Raw genomic sequence first — 17,646 nt, 5'->3', positions numbered from 1 at the left:
GAACAAACCCGACACGGCCCCGGCCACTACCGGCCCCGGAGGGACTGTAGCTCGGCACGGAGCGCGGGGGTGAGCACCTGGCCGGCCCGCTCGACGAGCAGGGTCATCTGGTACGCCACCAGACCCATGTCGCAGTCGGAGGAGGCCAGCACGGCGAGCGCGGAACCGTCGCTGATCGCCATGACCAGCAACAGGCCGCGCTCCATCTCGACCACGGTCTGGGTGACCGGTCCTCCGTCGAACACGCGGGAGGCCCCCACGGTCAGGCTGAGCAGACCCGCGGCGACCGCGGCGAGCTGGTCGGCCCTGTCGGCCGGAAATCCCTCCGAGCTGGCGACTCTCAGCCCGTCGGCGGAGACGCACACCGCGTGCGCGACACCGGGCGTGCCGCGGACGAACTCGGTGATCAGCCAGTCGAACCTGCGTGCCTCATGACTCAGGGTCGTCACGAGCCATCCTCCTTGTCGGTAAGGCTCCTGGTAGTGGCGTCGGCTACTTCGGCGCGACCTCGTCGCACCCCCTGCTGGAAACTCGTCAGGCGGTTGCGCACCCTGTCCGGGGACACGGACGGCGCCGGGCTGGACGGCGTGGGAGCGGCCGTGCCCGGTACGAGATTCGCCCGGGGAGTGCGCTTGGGCAGGCCCGCGGCGGTGATCCCACCGAGGGTGGGGTCGCTCACCGCCTGGGCGGCCCGCCAGCCGGCGTCGGATGAGGTGTTCCAGCCGTCCGGGTCGCCCGTCGCGGATCGCTCCGCCTCCGCTCCTACCGAGGGTGAGACCGGCTCGTGAGCCGCCTGGTGGACCGGTACACCCGCCGGTGGTGTGGACTGCTCGCCAGACGTGCTCGCCGGCGCGAGGGGCGCGGGCACCTCGTCTTCCGCCGGACCGTCCGCCCGGCGGAACCAGGCCGACTCGACCGAGGCGAAGATGGGCAGGTACTCCTCCTGCTCGGCTTCGAGCGGGGCGACGCCCACCGCGGGCATCGCCACCGTCGCCGGGTTCTCGTACCCGTACCCGTACTCGTACTCGTACGAGGACTCGCCCCATGAGGAGAATCCCTGGGTGGGGACACCCCCGCCGCCTTTCAGCTCGCCGACCTGGCGCTTGGGCAGTGGCGCGCCACCCGCCGGAGCACCGGACGAGTCCGCCTGACCCGCGGAGGCCTGCCGTTCCGCGGCGAGGTGGTCACCGGGCAGCGAGGTCGAGCCGAACGAGGGTGCGTCCGGGGGGGACGCCTGCCCGAACGAATCCTGCCCAAAGGAGCTGTGGCCGAAAGAACTCTGCCCGAACGAATCCTGCCCGAACGAGGGCTGCTGGACGGGCGGGCGACCGGTGGGCGCCTGGGCGGAGAAGTCCCCCGAGGCCGCCTGCTCCGCCCCCCAGGAGTCCGCCCCCCAGGAGGGGGTCCGTACCGGCTGGTCCTCCTGAGTGACGAGTTCCGGCGGGAGCAGCACCATGGCGACGAGGCCGCCGCCCTCCTGCGGGCGCAACTGCACCCGGATGCCGTGCCGCAGGGCCAGGCGGCCGACCACGAACAGGCCCATGCGCCGCGACACCGAGACGTCGACGACGGGCGGCTCCGCCAGCCTGCGGTTCGCCTCGACCAGTTCCTCGTGGGTCATGCCGATACCCGGGTCACTGACCGCGAGCAGCGCGCCGCCGCCCTCGATCGCACTGCTGGAGACCACGACCCGGCTGGCCCGGGGGGAGAACTGGATGGCGTTCTCCACCAGCTCGGCGACCAGGTGCACGACGTCGTTGGCGGCGCTGCCCGCGACCGAGATCGTACGGTGCACCCTGACCTGGACCCGCTCGTAGTCCTCGACCTCCGACAGGGAGGCGCGCACGACGTCGACGAGCTTGGCCGGCTTGCTGCGCCTGCGGGGCGGCTCGTGACCGGCGAGGACCAGGAGGTTCTCGGAGTTGCGCCGCATGCGGGTGGCCAGGTGGTCGAGCCTGAACAGGTCGGCCAGGCGGTTGCCGTCCTCCTCGCCCTTCTCCAGGCCGTCGATCAGCGAGATCTGCCGCTCGACCAGGGTCTGCGTGCGACGCGACAGGTTGACGAACATCGCGCTGACGTTGGAGCGGAGCTCGGACTCCTCGGCGGCCAGGCGAACGGCCTGCCGGTGGACCTCGTCGAAGGCCTTGGCCACCTCGCCGATCTCGTCGGTGCTCTCGACCGGGATGGGGGCGATCTCGGGCGTCCTGGTGTCGCCGGAGACCCGTAGCCGTTGCACCACCTCGGGAAGCCTGAAGCCCGCGACCTCCAGCGCCTCGGCTCGCAGGCGGCGCAACGGCGTCACCATCGAGCGGGCGATGACCACCGTGAGGCCGAGCACCAGCAACAGCAGCAGCAGGATCAGGGCGGACGTGATGATCGCGTTGCGCTGCTCGGTGTCCTCCAGCATCCGGGCCCTGGCGACCACGTCATCGGCGACCTTGGTCTCGACCTTCCGCATCAGGTCGAGGACCGCGGTGTTGTCCGAGAACCACTGCTTGACATCGTTGGACCCCGACAGCAGCCGGCCGGTGTGCCGAGGGTCGCCGGCGAGCACGATCGCTCTGGACTTGGTCAGCTCGGCCCGGTACACCCTCTCGTCGATCATGGCGCCGGCGAGGAGCCGGCCGTTGGCCGAGCTCGCCTCGACACTGAAGTCCGCCTCGAACTCGTTCATCCGGGAACGGGAGGCGATGAACTTCTCGATCTCCTGCGGGTTGATCAACGAGGGCGCGTAGTAGCCGGCCAGCAGGCGGGCGCGCTGCTTGGAGACCTCCTCCTTGGCGTACGCCAGGGCGCTGAGCGCGCGGGTGTTGCCGATGATCTCCGAATCGTCGCTGACCAGCGTGAACTCCTCGTGGAGCTTGAGCAACGGGGCGATCATGTGGCTGTAACGTTCCACCCGGGTCGTGCCCGGCAGGCGGCGCAGCTCGGCAAGGCCTTCCAGCTGGTAGGCGACGCTCCTGGCCGCCTCAACGGCTCGGGGGCCGTAGGAGTCGTCGATCGCCTGAACCTCCACCAGCACCTTCCTGGTCAGTGCGTCGACCACCTTCCGCTGGGCTTCCTCGCTCTCCTTCAACCCCTTGTCCGATGGCTGGAACGATGCCCAGGCACCTCTGTCACGTTCCAATCCAAGCGCCTGGGCCAGATCCCGAAGACCGCCGGAGTACTCCGCCGCGGCGGCGGTCCGCTGGTATCCGGCGACACTGTCGACGGAGGCCACCACGCGCGTGCCCGCGAGCACGACACCCACTGTGGTCGGCACCAGGATCAGAGCCGTCAGACGCGAGCGGACACGCCAGTTCTTCAGGCCGAACCGGGCGGCAGACCGCTTGCCACGGTCGGGTGCCGAAGCACTCCCGTTATCGGATGTCGCCGTCGCCACAGCTCTCGCTACCCCTCAATCACGACACAGATGCACAACATCAGACCACAAGGTCACGTGAAAGAATCGACAAAACCGACATATCGCCTTTAATCGTTACGAAGGCGACGAGGGGGCGGTCATCCGCGGCTACCGCAGGGCAGCCAGCACCTGGTCCCGTATCTGAGCTCGCTGGACCTCGTCGGTCAGCGGGCGGCCGGCTCTGTCGACCACGTAGAAGACGTCCACCGCCTCTGCGCCGAGAGTCTCCACACGGGCGGCCCGTACGTCAAGGCCACATTCACCAAACGCTCTACCAATCCGCCACAAAAGTCCCGGACGGTCATGGGCACGCACCTCGATGACCGTCGCGGTGTTCGACGCGTCATCCACCAGGTTCACCCTGGGCGGCGCCACCGGCACCCGGACCGGGCGCATCGACCTGCTCCTCCTGGCGAGGCGCTGCTCGATGTCGAGGCGGCCGGCCAGGACCAGCCGCAGGTCGGCCTCCAGCGTCGCGGGGTCGGGCGGCGAGCCGTACTCGGGAACGACCGAGAACTCGATCACGGCGGTCGCCCCCGCCGAGGCCGCCGACGCGGCACGGACCACCATCCGGTGCGCGGCCAGCACCCCGGCCGCACGCCAGAGCAGCCCGGCGCGGTCCGGCGCGACCACGGTGACCGCTCCCCCGTTGATCCGCACGGCGCCTCCGCCGTGTCGGGCCAGGGACGCCTGCTCCACCGAGAGCGAGGGCGCGGGCCGCAGCGGGGTGCCGGAGAGCGCCGAACGGACCCGGCGTACCAGATCGGTGACCAGTGAGGCCTTCCACGAGTTCCAGGCGGCGGGCCCGGTGGCGTGGCCGTCGGCCACGGCGAGGGCCGCCAGCAGTTCGAGGACCTCGCGCGTACCGACGGCCTCGGCCACCCGGGAGATGGTCACCGGGTCGTCCAGGTCGCGGCGGGTGGCCGTCTCGGGCAGCAGGAGGTGATGGCGGACCACGGTCTCCAGGGTGTCGACGTCCCCCGGGGGCAGGCCCATCCGGGTCCCGATGTCGCGGGCGACGACGGCGCCGGTGGTGGAGTGGTCGCCGGGGTATCCCTTACCGATGTCGTGCAGAAGCGCCGATATGAGCAGCAGGTCGGGCCGGGAGACCTCACGGGTGAACGAGGCGGCCCCGGCGGCGGCCTCGATCAGGTGCCGGTCGACCGTGTAGCGGTGCACCGGGTTGCGCTGCGGGCGGTGTCGCACCCGCTCCCAGTCGGGCAGCAGGCGGACCAGCATCCCCGCCTGGTCCAGCTCCTCCCAGACCGGCACGGCCGCACGCCCGGCGCCCAGCAGGGCCACCAGGGCATCGCGTGCCTCGTCCGGCCAGGGCACGGGGAGTGGCGGCGACTGGGCTGCCAGCGTGCTGACCGTGGCGGGTGCCAGCGGCAACCCCGCTTCGGCCGCCGCGGCGGCGGCACGCAGCACGAGGGTCGGATCCTTGCGGGGGTTGACCCCGCGGGCCAGCACGACCTCTCCGCCGTGCTCGACGACGCCGTCGGCGAGCGGGCGGCGGCCACGGGGGGTGGGACCGCTCAGCAGCCGGTCGACGGTCCGCCAGGTGGAGTCGAAGGCGTGCCCGATGGTCCTGGCGGCCTCGGCGAGCCTGCGCATCAGCGCCTCGGCGTCGAGCAGGCCGAGAATCCCGGCGACCGCGTCCTGCTCCTGGAGCACCAGCCGGTCGGCACCTCGGGCGGTCACCAGGTGCAGGCCGTGCCGGATGTCGAGCAGCAGCTCGTAGGCCTCGCGGACCCGCGGGCCGGGAGCCGAGGCGACCCAGGCCGCCGCCACGGCCTGCATCGCCTGCACGTCACGGATGCCGCCGCGGGAGTCCTTGAGGTCGGGTTCGAGCAGGAACGCCAGCTCCCCGCTCGCCTCCGCCCGCTTGTCCGCGGCATCGCGCAGCTCGCCCAGGCGGCGCCGGGAGTCGGCCCGCCACTCGGCGAGCACGACCTCGCGCGCCGACCGCGTCAGCTCCTGGTCTCCCGCCACGTGCCGGGCCTGGATCAGCCCGAGGACCGCCTTGAGGTCCTCCCCGGCCACCCTCGCCGCCTCGTCCACGGTCCGCACCGAGTGGTCGAGGCCGATCCCGGAGTCCCAGATCGGATACCAGATGCGGTCGGCGATACGCGCCACATCATCTCGCCCGTCGTGGAGCAGGACCAGGTCGAGGTCACTGCCCGGCGCGAGCTCCGAGCGGCCCAGGCTCCCAACCGCGACGAGCGCGACTCCGCTGAGGGCGCCGCGCTCGTCGTTTCTCGTCGTTCCCCCGTTGTGCCCGTACGGCGTGCCGCAGGCGGTCCTGACCAGGTCCGTCAGCCAGCGGTCGATGTCCGCGGCCCGTTCCTTACGGGCCGCGGCGTACGAGCGAGTGTCGCCTCTCACCGGTTAGAGCGCCTCAGGTCCGCGTTCCCCGGTGCGGACACGGATCACCGTGTCCACCGGAACGGACCAGACCTTGCCGTCGCCGATCTTGCCGGTCTGTGCGGCCTTGACGATGACGTCGATGACGTCCTCGGCGTCGTCCTCCTCGGTGAGCACTTCGAGGCGGACCTTGGGCACCAGGTCGACCTGGTACTCGGCACCCCGGTAGACCTCGGTGTGGCCGCGCTGGCGGCCGTAGCCGCTGGCCTCGCTGACCGTCATGCCCTGAACCCCGAACTGCTCCAGGGCCGCCTTCACATCGTCCAGTTTGAACGGTTTGATGATCGCGGTGATGAGTCTCATGCGTCCACCTTCTTAGACGCCGGGGTGGAAACCGGACCGTTGACGGCCGCGACACCCGAGGAGTGGATGGTGCCGAGGTCGTAACCGGTCTCGGCGTGGGTGGTGATGTCGACGCCGGCGATCTCCTGCTCCTGGGTGATGCGGAAGCCCATCGTCTTGTCGATGATCTTCGCGATGATCCAGGAGACGATGAAGGAGTAGGCGCCGACCGCGACGGGACCGAGCACCTGCACGCCGAGCTGGGAGATCGGACCGCCGTAGAAGAGGCCCTTCTCCTGACCGTCGGCGAACGGGTAGGCGGCGACGAAGCCCAGCGCCACCGCGCCCACGACACCGCCGACCAGGTGAACGCCGACCACGTCGAGGGAGTCGTCGTAGCCGAGCTTGTACTTCAGGCCGACCGCGTAGGCACAGGCGACACCGGCGAGCGCGCCGATCACGAACGCCGCCCAGGGGTCGACGAAACCACAGGCCGGGGTGATGGCGACCAGACCGGAGACCGCACCGGAGGCGACACCGAGGGTGGTGGAGTGGCCGTCGCGGAGCTTCTCGACGAGGATCCAGGCGCCGGCCGCGACCGCGGTGGCGATCTGGGTGTTCATGAACGCCAGGCCGGTCGTGCCGTCGACGGCGAGCTCGGATCCCGCGTTGAAGCCGAACCAGCCGAACCAGAGCAGACCCGCGCCGAGGAGGACGAGCGTGAGGTTGTGCGGCCGCATCGGGTCCTTGCGCCAGCCGACACGCTTGCCGATCACGAGCGCGACCGCCAGGGCCGCGGCACCGGCGTTGATGTGGACGACGGTGCCTCCGGCGAAGTCCTCGATGCCGAGGGTGCTCAGCCAGCCGCCGCCCCACACCCAGTGGGCCACGGGGAAGTAGACGACGGTCGCCCAGACGAGGGCGAAAACCACCCAGGCGCCGAACTTGACCCGGTCGGCGAGCGCGCCACTGATCAGCGCGACCGTAATGATCGCGAAAGTCATCTGGAACGTCGAGAAGACCAGACTCGGCATACCGGTGCCGTCATCCTTGGTCGCCGTCTCGACCAGGCCGCTCAACCCGATGTTGTCGAGCCCACCAATGATCTTGTTGAGGAATCCGGAGCCGTCCCCGACGGTGTCGAAGGCCAGCGAGTGACCGTAGAGAACCCAGGCGATCGTCACGACGATGATGCTGACCCACGACATCATCATCATGTTGAGAACGCTCTTCGCCCTGGTCATGCCCCCGTAGAAGAAAGCGAGACCTGGCGTCATGAGCAGGACGAGTGCGGTGCTCGCGAGCATCCAGGCTGTGGAGCCGCTATCGATCTCCATGCGAAGCGACCCTCCTTCCAATTGGCGTTTTGCCGGTTTCACATGCAGTGGACGCTTCCAGGGCTCCGTCGACCGGCCGCGCACTGACGTTGCGCCACAGCGTGTTCTTCCGCCGTTTCAAGGCGCGACCCTGCGTGTTTCACATCTGTGAATCTCGGCCACACGATGTTTCCATCGAGTTTCGGACCGGGCATGTCTCGACTCATCAATGCCCCAAAAGAGGCCCAGGTGGGCAACCACCGGAGCCTTCGGAGGGCCGCCGATGACCACGCGCATGACCGCCGCCACGCCCGTCATGTCCCCTCATCCGGGCGAATACGTTGAGCCGTACTCCCTACCCGGCGAAGGCACGAACCGATCGCTCCCAGCGCGATCCCAACCACCGTTCACGCCGCGCGGTCTCCTGCCGCCGTTCACGCCGCGGTGGGCGGGCGGTCCGGCCGGCCGGCCACCGCAGCGGGCACAGAGCCAGAACACACCCAGAAAAAACGATCCGGCACGCCCCCACAGGGAGCGTGCCGGATCGCAGACGGCTCAGGCCGCCGTGGCCATCTTCCGCAGCCGGGCCAGGGCGTCGCGCTCGATGCGGCGCGCGCGGTCCCTGCCGATGCCGTAGCGCTCGCCGACCTCGGTCAGCGTGTGCTCGCGACCGTCCATCAGGCCGTAGCGCCAGCGGAGCATCTCGCGGGTCTGCCCCTCCAGCCCCGTCAGCCACTCCTCCAGACGCTCGCGCTCAAGGACGTCCATCGCCTGCTGCTCGGGATCGGCCCACGTGTCGTCGGCGATCATGTCGCCGAGTTCGGTCTCGTCCTCGTCGCCCACGCCCAGCTGCAGGGAGACGGGGTCGGAGGCCCAGCGGCGGAGCTCGCGCACCCGCTCGATGGGCAGTTCGAGCACCGCCGCCAGGTCGGCGTCGGTCGGCTCGGCGTCGAACTCGGCCAGCATGTCCCGGCGGACCCGCATCAGCCTGGTCATCTGCTCACCCGCGTGGGTGGGCAGGCGGACCGGCCGGGCCTGCTCGTGGATGGCGCGCCCCACGGACTGCCGGATCCACCAGGTGGCATACGTCGAGAACTTGTAACCGCGCCGGTAGTCGAACTTCTCAACCGCGCGAACCAATCCCAGGTTTCCCTCTTGAACCAGATCGATCAGCGGCATTCCCCGCCCTGAATATTTGCGCGCGACAGCCACCACAAGACGTAGATTGGCCTGGATGAATTCATCCTTGGCCCTTCGTCCGGAAACGGCCAAACGCTCAAGCTCCTCATCGACGGCGTCCGCGATCCGCGGCTCCGTCAACCCGCCGTCCAGCAACTGCTCAGCGAAGAGACCCGCCTCGATCCGCTTGGCGAGTTCCACCTCTTCCTCCGCGGTGAGCAGGGGCACCCTGCCAATCTCTGCCAGGTAGGTTCCGAGCAGGTCCCTGTCAGAGACATGCTGATCCTGCGTCCGATTCCCCGTCGGCCTTGCCATCCGATGGCACCTCGCTCCGGCTGCTTATGACGTGTCCACCCGCTCGCTCAACGCCCCATGCGCGCGGACACGTCGCTTGACTTTTCAACGGCTGGATCAGGGCAAAGATTCCCTCAAGAAGTACGCCTGGAGAATGGTTCTGAACTCCTCCTCAGGGAGGATGCCTCCCGACGCCACGACAAGGCTCGCGGCTGCCCCCGGCAAAGAGGGCTAAACCAGACGGCGTCCCTCCTTCCACACCTGTGTCACCAGCGGCACCCCCGGCCGGTAGGCGAGATGGACGTACGTCGGGGCGTCCAGGATCACCAGATTCCCCCTGGTTCCCACGCGCAGCGTGCCGACGTCCCCGCGGCGCAACGCCCTGGCCCCGCCGTAGGTGGCCGCCCTGATCGCCTCCAGCGGTGTCATCCGCATCTCGCGGACCGCCAGCGCCACGCAGAAGGGCATCGAGGAGGTGAAGGAGGAGCCCGGGTTGCAGTCGGTGGCCAGCGCGACCGTCACCCCGGCGTCCAGCAGGCGGCGGGCGTCCGGGTAGGGCGAGCGGGTGGAGAACTCCGCGCCGGGCAGCAGGGTGGCCACCACTCCCGCCGACGACAGCGCCGAGACGTCGTCGTCACTCAGATGGGTGCAGTGGTCGGCGGAGGCCGCACCCACCTCGGCGGCGATCCGCGCCCCGGGGCCCGCGCCCAGCTGGTTGGCGTGGATCCTCGGCAGCAGTCCCGCCTTCATCCCGGCGAGGAGGATCTCCCGGCTCTGGTCGGCGTCGAAGGCGCCGCGCTCGCAGAACACGTCGACCCACCGGGCGTGCGGCGCGCAGGCCTCCAGCATCTCCCCGGTGACCGTGCGGACGTACTCGTCGGCCGAGGAGGCGTCGGGGGGCACCACGTGCGCGCCCAGGTAGGTGGTCTCCTCGGTGAACCCCCGCGCGATCTCCAGGGACCTGCGCTCGTCCTCGACCGTGAGGCCGTAACCACTCTTGATCTCCACCGTGGTCGTCCCCTGGGCGAGCATCTCCGAGACCAGGGCGGCGGTGAGCGTCACAAGTTCGGCGTCGGAGGCGGCGCGGGTGGCCGACACCGTGGTGCGGATGCCGCCGGCCGTGTAGGGCAGGCCCGCCATGCGGGCGGCGAACTCGGCCGTGCGGTCGCCCGCGAAGACGAGGTGGGCGTGGCTGTCGACGAACCCAGGGATCACGCAGCGCCCGTCCACGTCCACCCGCTCGTCGGCGCAGGGAGCCGCGCCGGCGGGCCCCGCCCACACCACCTCGCCGTCCTGCACCACCAGCGCCGCGTCCTCGATCTCCTCCCGCGCCGGATCGCCCGTGTAGAGCAGTCCGATGCGGTCGAAGAGGGTGCTCCTCACCTGCCGGTCCTCGCTCGTCATACCGACCTCCCCGCTCGTGCCTCGATGATCGCCTGAGTGAGCATGCCGCCCACGTCACCGAGTACGTGCCTGCCCTCGGTGACCACGCGGCGGCCCCCCGACACCACGGAGTGCACGTCGGCTGCCGTGGCGGCGAACACGACGGTCTCGGCCAGGTGCGCCGGGGAGGCGCCCGCCGTACGGACCGAGTCCAGGCGCACCGACACCAGGTCGGCCCACGCGCCGGGGACGAGCATGCCCGCGCAGGCGAAGCCGAGCGAGTCGTGTCCCGCCGCCGTGGCGGCGTGCAGGAGCTCGGCGGCCGACCAGTGACCGCGCCGCTCGGTGGCCAGCCGCTCGTCCAGTTCGACCGCGCGGGCCTCCTCGAACAGGTCGACGACCGCGTGACTGTCCGAGCCGAGCGTGACGGGCGCCCCCGCGTCGAACAGCGCCCTGGCCGGCCCGATGCCGTCGGCGAGGTCGCGCTCGGTCGTGGGGCACATGCACACGCGCGTGCCGGAGCCGCCGAGCAGCGCGACGTCCACGTCCGACAGGTGCGTGGCGTGCACGGCGGTCGAGCGGGGGCCGAGCGCGCCGTGCGCCTCCAGCAGCTGGACCGGGCTCGCGGAGTACGCCTCCACGCAGGCGGTGTTCTCCGCCCGTTGCTCGGAGACATGGGCGTGCAGCGGGGCCGCGTGGTGGCGGGAGAACTCGGCGACCACGGGGATCTGCTCGGGCCTGACCGCACGGACCGAGTGCACGGCCACACCGATCTCCACGTCCGGATCGCCCCGGTAGTGGGTCGTGAGCGCCTCCGCCCGTGCCGCCCACCCGTCGGCGTCGCCGTCGCCGAACCGCAGCTGGACACCGCTCAGCGGGGTGCCGACGCCACCGGTCAGGTAACAGGCGTCCAGCAGTGCGATGCGCAGCCCCGCCTCGCGCGCCGCCTGGACGAGCACGTGGCCCATGGCGTTCGGGTCGTCGTAGCGCCTGCCGCCCGGACCGTGGTGCAGGTAGTGGAACTCCCCGACGCAGGTGATGCCGGCCAGCGCCATCTCGGCGAACGCGGCCCTGGCGAGTCTGAGATAGGAGTCGGGGTCGAGGGTCCCCGCCACCTCGTACATCTGCTCGCGCCAGGTCCAGAAACTGCCCTTCTCCCGTTGCGTCACCCCGCGCAGGGCGCGGTGGAAGGCGTGGGAGTGCGCGTTGGCCAAGCCGGGGATGGTCAGCCCGGCCAGCCGGACGGCTCCGCCGGGCGGGGTCGCCACACCGGTGACGATCTCGGAGATCACCGTGTCGTGGACCCTGACGAGTACTCCCGCGACGGCCTCGCCCGGTGGCAGCCAGGCCAGCTCGCACCAGTAGTTCAGCTCGCGCACAGGTCCTCCAAGACCGCGGCGAGGACGGTGACCCCCGCGTGGCAGTCGGCCGTCTCCGCGTGTTCGTCCGGAGAGTGAGAGATGCCCGTCGGATTGCGGACGAACACCATCGCGCTGGGCACGCCCGCGGACGCGAGAATGCCCGCGTCGTGTCCGGCCCCGGTCGGCAGGACGGGTGCGCCTCCGGCGGCGGCGACGACCCGCTCGCGCAGGACCGCGTCGAAGTCGACGACCGGGGTCCACGACTCGACGGTGACCTCGGCACCGGAGAACTCGGTCAGCTCGGCGACCAGCGCCCTGACCGCCTCCTCGTCCCCGCCCCTGGCGTCCAGCCAGGCGCTGACCAGTCCGGGGATGGCGTTGGCGTTGTTGGGCGACACACGCGTCCTGCCGAAGGTGGCGACCACGCCGCCGCGCTCGGCGGCCTGGCGGGCGTGGAGCACGGTACGGGCGAAGGGCAGCATCGGGTCGTCGCGGTCGGCCAGCCTGGTGGTGCCGGCGTGGTTGGCCTGGCCGTGGAAGTCGAACCGCCAGCGGCCGTGCGGCCAGATGGCCGAGGCGACACCGACCGGCGCGTCCCGGTGGATCAGGTCCTTGCCCTGCTCGACATGGAGCTCGACGAAGACCCCGACATGCCGCAGGGTCTCCTCGTCCCGGCCCAGGGCGCCCGGGTCGCGTCCCGCCGCGCGCAGTACCTCGGCCAGCGAGTCGCCCTCGTCGTCGGTCAGCGCGCGCGCCCTGTCCGGGTCCAGGATTCCGGTCAGCAGGCGGGAGCCGACGCACGGGACACCGAACCTGGCGCCCTCCTCGTCGGTGAAGCAGGCGATCCCCAGGGGGCGTGCGGGTCGGAAGCCCCTGGCCCGCAGCAGGTCGAGGGCAGCGAAGGCCGACACGACTCCCAGGGGGCCGTCGAAGGCGCCGCCCTGCCGTACCGAGTCGAGGTGGCTGCCGGTGACCACGCCCGGCCGCACCGACGGGTCACCCCACCAGGCCCACAGATTGCCGTTGCGGTCCTCCCTCAGGTCGAGGCCGCGCCTGGCCGCCTCCTGTCCGAACCAGCGCCGAAGCTCCAGATCCGCCGGCGACCACGCGTCTCGCAGGTAGCCCCGGGTCCGGCCATCACGTCCGAGGTGCTCGATGGCACCCCACATCTCGTCGAACACCCTCCCATTATGTGAATGATCCCATTCATTGGCGAGTCCGCCGCACCTTCACCCGATTCCCTGTCCCACGGAGCCGCTCCGTCTCGCCGGGCGAGAAGCCGTACGGCCCCTTCAGTTCAGCGGGCCCGCGGCGGGACGGACGGTGATCTCGGTGACGTGGGCGTCGGGTGACGCGGTCAGGGCCGCCTGCACCACCCTGGCCACCGAGTCCGCGTTCAGGTACTTCTCCGGCTGGTAGGGACCGCCCTCCAGGACCCGGACCTCACGCTGCATGTCGGTGTCGACCCGTCCTGGGTAGATCGTCGTCACTCGGAGCTCCGGCTCCTCCAGGCGGAGCGTGTCGGCGAAGGCCCGCAGCGCGAACTTGCTCGCCGAGTAGGAGCCCCAACCAGCACCGGCCCGCTGTCCGGAGCCGGAGTTGATCAGCACCACGTGACCGCGCCCCGCGCGCAGGGCGGGCAGCAGCAGCCGGGTCAGCTCGACCACCGCGATCACGTTGACCTCCATGGTGTGACGCCACACCTCGGCCGGGGTCTCCTCCACCCGCCCCAGGTGCAGCACGCCCGCGCTGTGCACCAGCACGTCGAGCCGGTCGATGGCGGCGACGTCGGCCTCCGTGACGGCGGTGAGCTCCACCGGCCAGGGCCGCGCGCCGGGCAGGGCGGAGGCCGTCTCGGCCAGCGCCTCGGGGTCGCGGCCACCGAGCAGCAGGTCATGGGTGGGGGCCAGGGCGCGGGCGATCGCGGCACCGACCCCTCGCGAGGCGCCGGTGACCAGCGCGGTCGGACGTACGGGCATGCCGATCACCTTACTCGGGCTGGAAGACCTCCGGCCGGGGGCGCTCCAGCGTCACGGCGACGGTGTTCTCGCGCGGGTAGCGGAAGTCGTTCGGGCGGACCGTGACCGCGTCGACCGCGGCCTCCACGATCACGCAGCGGTACCACTCACCGCTCTCCAGGAACCGCCAGGGCCTCATCAGCACCTCCAGCCCGGACCGGTGCACCTCCTCCAGCGCCTCCTCCTCCGAGCGCGGCGCCCCGAGCGGGTAGCCGAACACGGTCAGCGGCTCCCAGCCCTCGCCATCGAAGCGGATGAAACCCATGAGGGCACCGTCGTCGTCACGCCTGATCTCTCGCACGTTTGACAGCATATACAAATTTTAATAAAAATTTGTATATGTCCTCCACTCGTGTTCTGCTGCTCGGCGTGTTGCTCGACACCCCACTGCACGGCTATGAGGTACGGCGCCGCCTCGAACTGTGGGGCGCCGACAGCTGGGCCAACGTGGCCTACGGCTCGATCTACCACGGCCTGGCCAAGATGGCGGAGGAGGGACTGCTGGAGATCATCGAGCAGGGCAGGGGAGGCAAGACGGTCTACGGCATCACCGAGGCCGGGCGGGCCGACTTCCAGCAACAACTGATGAACAGCTGGTGGTTGGTGAAGCCGATCGTCGACCCCTTCCAGGTCGCGCTCACCTTCATGGACCGGCTCTCCCCCGCCGAGCTGGTCAATGCCATGGAGGCGAGAGCCGAGCAGTTGCGGGCGTCCATCTCGATGATGCGGCGGGCCCTGGACGGCAAGCAGGGCTACGGAGCCCCCCGGCACATCGACGAGTGCCTCCGGCTCAACATCCACCAGTTCCAGGCGCAACTCAACTGGATCGAACAGTCGGTCGCGAAGGTCAGGGACGGCGACCTCCCCTGATCCCCGCCCCCTCACGCCAGGCCCTCTCACGGAGGGACCCGCTCTCCGCAAACCCCGTGACTCCTCCGCTCCCTGAAGGGAGCGGCTTCTCGCTAAGCCGCTTGCGCGACGTCGCGAAGGGCAAGCCCTGCCCGCAGGATGTTGATCGCCGCGTTGACGTCGGCGTGCGCCGCATGAGCGCACCGCTGACAGACGAACGTGGCCTGGGCGAGGCGGTTCTCCTTCGCGACATGCCCGCAGCGGGCGCACGTGCGGGAGGTGTGGGCGGGGTTCACCGCGATCAGCTCTCGACCGGCGCTTTCAGCCTTGTGCGACAGGATCGTCAAGAACACCCCCCAACCCGCGTCGAGAATCGAACGGTTGAGGCCGGACTTCTGGGCAACATTGCGGCCGGGCACCTCGACGGTGCCGGACGCCGAGCGGGTCATGTTCGCGATCCGCAGGTCCTCGCAGGCGATGACGTCGTAGTCGCGGACCAGCGCGAGTGCGGCCTTGTGTGCGCCGTCGAGGCGTTGACGGCGGACCTTGCCGTGCAGGGCCGCGACCCGCGCCACCGCTTTACAGCGCCGCGTGGAGCCGCGTTTCCTGCGGGCGAGGTTCCGCTGGGCGACGGCGAGGCGCTCGGCGGAGGCGGCCAGGTGGCGCGGGTTGTCCAGGTGCTCGCCGTCGCTGGTGGTGACCAGCCAGGCCACGCCCAGGTCGATCCCGACGACCGCGCCGGTGGCGGGCAAGGGTTCGGCAGGTACGTCGTCGCACGACAGCACGACGTACCAGCGGGAGCCTTCCCGCTTGACGCTGATCGTCTTGACGGTGCCGCGCACCGGCCGGTGCCGGTGGGCGCGGATATGCCCGACACCCTGGAGACGCACGTAGGTGGCGGTAGGGTGTTCGGGCTGGGAGTCCCACCGGCAGCCGTCGCCGTCTTTGGGCCAGGTCACCGTGTCGAAGCACCCCTTGCCCTTGAAGCGGGGAAACCCCGGGGTGCGCCCGGCCTTGACGCGGGCGAAGAACGCGGCGAACGCCTTGTCCAGGCGGCGCAGGGTGGCCTGCTGGGAGGAGAACGACCACCGGCCCTGACCGCCGGTGTCATCGGCGCGGATGTGTTTCAGGTCGGCGGACTGCTCGCCGTAGCGGATGCTCACGCCCGCTTTGGCGTAGGCGGTGCGGCGGTGCTCCAGCGCGGCGTTGTAGAGGGCGCGGTGGTCGTCCAGGCAGGCGGTCAGCGCGGCGGCCTGCCTGCTGGTGGGGCGGAGCAGGAACTTGAACGACCTACGCACGAGCACCACCACTTTTGGAGGTGCGCTCGTACTGAGTGTTGATGTAGCGCCGCACCGTCTCGGCCGACACCGCGCCGACCGTGGCCACGAAGTACGACCGCGACCACAGCGTGGGCAGCTGGGAGCGCAGGTGCGGGAACTCGGCGCGCAGGTGGTGGGAGGTGAAGCCCTTGAACTGGTTGGCCACGTACGACGGCGAGTTCTTCGGGTTGGGCTTGACGAACAGATGCACGTGGTCGGGCATCACCTCAAGCGCCACGATCTCCCACCCGTGCTCGTCGGCCTTGGTGCGGATCAGCTCCTCCAGGCGGTCCTTCACCCGCCCGCCAAGGACCGGGCGGCGGTACTTCGGGCACCACACCACGTGGTACCCGAGGTCATACGCCGCACCGGGAGAAGTGCGTATCCGACGAGTCACATGATGTTTATAACAGCGCCGCTCATCTAATGCACGACGAACGGAGATCTCTAATGCGCAGACCAGACAGGTCAGGGCACGCTCGGGCCTTGGCGGCCCTCCCGCTCCCGATTCCCCCGTCGCCTAAAGGCGACGGTCCCCTCGGGAGGATCTGATGGAGCCTTACCGGCACCCCCCGAAACGGAGAAAAACGATCATCGAAGCGCACGATCTACGCAAGACCTTCACCACCAGGCGAGGGCGCGGCAGGACCGAGCAGGTCGAGGCGGTGAGAGGGGTCGATCTGTCCGTCACCGAGGGCGAGATCTTCACCCTGCCCCTGTCCGCGATCAGCCTGCGCTGGTCGGTCGGCTCGATGAACCGGATCGCCGGTTGGCTCCGCGCTCCTCGCCGGCCTCGGCGGAACCGGTGGCTCTCGCCCGGGCGCGGTTGTCAGCCGAACCGCTCGGTGAAGACCCCCGCCTGGTCGGTCATCCGTTCGTACTCCTCCAGCCGGGCCTGCGTGCGCAGCGGCGCCGCGTCCGCCATGGCCTCCACCAGCACCATGGCCAGGGCCAGTGGCGCCGCGTGCGAGTCGAAGACCAGCCGTTCGCCGACGGGGGCGGCCAGGATCACGTCGGCCTCGAAGGGCACGTCCCGCCGGTCGGTGATCACCGCCGTACGCAGGCCCAGGTCCCGGGCGCCACGCAGCGCCTGCAGGGCCTCGGCCGGATAGCGGGGCAGGATCACCGCGACCAGCCAGCTCGCCCCCGCGCGGCGCGCGGCGTACAGGCCGTCGGCCAGTTCGGAACCGCCGTGGGTCAGCAGGCGGACGTCAGGGTGGATCCGGCGCGCGAAATAGGCGAACGTGGTGGCCAGCCCGCTCGACACCCGCAGGCCCACCACCGGCAGCGGCTCGCATCCCGCCAGCCTGGCACCCAGCTCCGAGATGTCGGAGGGGTCGCCCAGCGCGTCGCGTACGCTCCGCAGGTTGTCGATCTCCACGTCTATGGCCGCCTGCAGGTCGTTGGCCCGCGACGGCCTCCGCCCGCCCACCACGAGGGGCCGCAGCGCCTGTCTGAGCTCGGGATATCCCGCGAAACCGAGCACCATCGCGAACCTCGTCACCGACGGCTGGCTGACCCCCGCCCGCTCGGCCAGTTCCACGCTGGACAGGAAGATGGCCTCGGACAGGTGGTCGCCCAGGTAGCGCGCGATCCGCCGCTGCACCGGCGACAGCCGCCGCCCCTCCAGAAGCTGATCGAGTCCGTCCCCCACGCCCTCTCCAACCGCTCGACACTCCACGAGCATTCCCCTCCCCCACCCCGCCCCGCTGTAGTTCATACACCCGGGCGGGGTGGGAGTGAGCGGCACCGGCAGGATTCACCCCCCGGGATCGGGACACGGGGATCGGGACACGGTACGCGGATCGGTGCGCGTAC

At 70.4% G+C, this 17,646-nt stretch carries 15 protein-coding genes; 1 reads left to right on the top strand and 14 read right to left on the bottom strand.

Translation table 11 applies throughout. The features are described from left to right. Nucleotides 1-26: 26 nt before the first annotated feature. The 11 genes from ACQP0P_RS11255 to ACQP0P_RS11205 form a co-directional block, all read right to left on the bottom strand. The gene (locus ACQP0P_RS11255) at nt 27-449 is read right to left on the bottom strand and encodes a roadblock/LC7 domain-containing protein (protein ID WP_433374545.1); all 423 of its coding nucleotides are present in this window, start codon (nt 447-449) and stop codon (nt 27-29) included. Continuing rightward, nucleotides 446-3,262 carry a nitrate- and nitrite sensing domain-containing protein gene (locus ACQP0P_RS11250; protein WP_433374542.1) on the bottom strand — a complete coding sequence of 939 codons (2,817 nt, stop codon included), beginning with the start codon at nt 3,260-3,262 and terminating at the stop codon, nt 446-448. The genes ACQP0P_RS11255 and ACQP0P_RS11250 overlap by 4 nt, the downstream gene beginning before the upstream one ends. Nucleotides 3,263-3,511: 249 nt before the next feature. Next, nucleotides 3,512-5,788, bottom strand: coding sequence for a [protein-PII] uridylyltransferase (locus tag ACQP0P_RS11245; protein ID WP_433374539.1), 2,277 nt, complete (start codon nt 5,786-5,788; stop codon nt 3,512-3,514). Between the two features lie 3 nt (nt 5,789-5,791). Next, complete coding sequence (locus ACQP0P_RS11240) at nt 5,792-6,130, bottom strand: P-II family nitrogen regulator (protein ID WP_433374536.1); 339 nt, start codon at nt 6,128-6,130, stop codon at nt 5,792-5,794. After that, nucleotides 6,127-7,446, bottom strand: coding sequence for an ammonium transporter (locus ACQP0P_RS11235; RefSeq protein WP_433374534.1), 1,320 nt, complete (start codon nt 7,444-7,446; stop codon nt 6,127-6,129). Before ACQP0P_RS11235 ends, ACQP0P_RS11240 begins: the two co-directional genes overlap by 4 nt. A gap of 534 nt (nt 7,447-7,980) precedes the next feature. After that, entirely contained in the window at nt 7,981-8,919 is a 939-nt protein-coding gene (locus ACQP0P_RS11230; RefSeq protein WP_433374531.1) for a sigma-70 family RNA polymerase sigma factor, read from the bottom strand. Between the two features lie 210 nt (nt 8,920-9,129). Then, nucleotides 9,130-10,302: an imidazolonepropionase gene (gene hutI / locus ACQP0P_RS11225; RefSeq protein ID WP_350924891.1), complete on the bottom strand. Its 1,173-nt coding sequence runs from the start codon at nt 10,300-10,302 to the stop codon at nt 9,130-9,132. After that, the gene (locus tag ACQP0P_RS11220) at nt 10,299-11,660 is read right to left on the bottom strand and encodes a formimidoylglutamate deiminase (RefSeq protein WP_433374528.1); all 1,362 of its coding nucleotides are present in this window, start codon (nt 11,658-11,660) and stop codon (nt 10,299-10,301) included. Before ACQP0P_RS11220 ends, hutI begins: the two co-directional genes overlap by 4 nt. Beyond that, nucleotides 11,648-12,811: an allantoate amidohydrolase gene (locus ACQP0P_RS11215; RefSeq protein ID WP_433381810.1), complete on the bottom strand. Its 1,164-nt coding sequence runs from the start codon at nt 12,809-12,811 to the stop codon at nt 11,648-11,650. The genes ACQP0P_RS11220 and ACQP0P_RS11215 overlap by 13 nt, the downstream gene beginning before the upstream one ends. A 123-nt stretch (nt 12,812-12,934) precedes the next feature. After that, nucleotides 12,935-13,621 (bottom strand): SDR family oxidoreductase, encoded by a 687-nt coding sequence (locus ACQP0P_RS11210; RefSeq protein WP_433374526.1) that lies wholly within the window; start codon nt 13,619-13,621, stop codon nt 12,935-12,937. Between the two features lie 10 nt (nt 13,622-13,631). After that, nucleotides 13,632-13,961, bottom strand: a complete 330-nt coding sequence (locus ACQP0P_RS11205) for a hypothetical protein (RefSeq protein WP_433374523.1) — start codon at nt 13,959-13,961, stop codon at nt 13,632-13,634. Nucleotides 13,962-13,999: 38 nt separating this feature from the next. Here ACQP0P_RS11205 and ACQP0P_RS11200 point away from each other — a divergent pair, with 38 nt between their 5' ends. Beyond that, nucleotides 14,000-14,530 carry a PadR family transcriptional regulator gene (locus tag ACQP0P_RS11200; protein WP_433374520.1) on the top strand — a complete coding sequence of 177 codons (531 nt, stop codon included), beginning with the start codon at nt 14,000-14,002 and terminating at the stop codon, nt 14,528-14,530. A 92-nt stretch (nt 14,531-14,622) separates the two neighbouring features. Here ACQP0P_RS11200 and ACQP0P_RS11195 read toward each other — a convergent pair whose 3' ends face one another. The 3 genes from ACQP0P_RS11195 to ACQP0P_RS11185 all read right to left on the bottom strand — a co-directional run bounded on the left by ACQP0P_RS11195 (nt 14,623) and on the right by ACQP0P_RS11185 (nt 17,482). Continuing rightward, nucleotides 14,623-15,807: an RNA-guided endonuclease InsQ/TnpB family protein gene (locus ACQP0P_RS11195; RefSeq protein WP_433374517.1), complete on the bottom strand. Its 1,185-nt coding sequence runs from the start codon at nt 15,805-15,807 to the stop codon at nt 14,623-14,625. Then, nucleotides 15,800-16,225: an IS200/IS605 family transposase gene (tnpA, locus tag ACQP0P_RS11190; RefSeq protein WP_433362464.1), complete on the bottom strand. Its 426-nt coding sequence runs from the start codon at nt 16,223-16,225 to the stop codon at nt 15,800-15,802. The genes ACQP0P_RS11195 and tnpA overlap by 8 nt, the downstream gene beginning before the upstream one ends. Nucleotides 16,226-16,657: 432 nt before the next feature. Continuing rightward, the gene (locus ACQP0P_RS11185; protein ID WP_433374514.1) at nt 16,658-17,482 is read right to left on the bottom strand and encodes a MurR/RpiR family transcriptional regulator; all 825 of its coding nucleotides are present in this window, start codon (nt 17,480-17,482) and stop codon (nt 16,658-16,660) included. Nucleotides 17,483-17,646: the final 164 nt, after the last annotated feature.

Source organism: Streptosporangium sp. CA-115845 (assembly GCF_050943795.1).
Taxonomy (GTDB): domain Bacteria; phylum Actinomycetota; class Actinomycetes; order Streptosporangiales; family Streptosporangiaceae; genus Streptosporangium.
The sequence above is the reverse complement of the archived record's forward strand: the minus strand, read 5'-3'. Positions and strand labels throughout refer to the sequence as shown.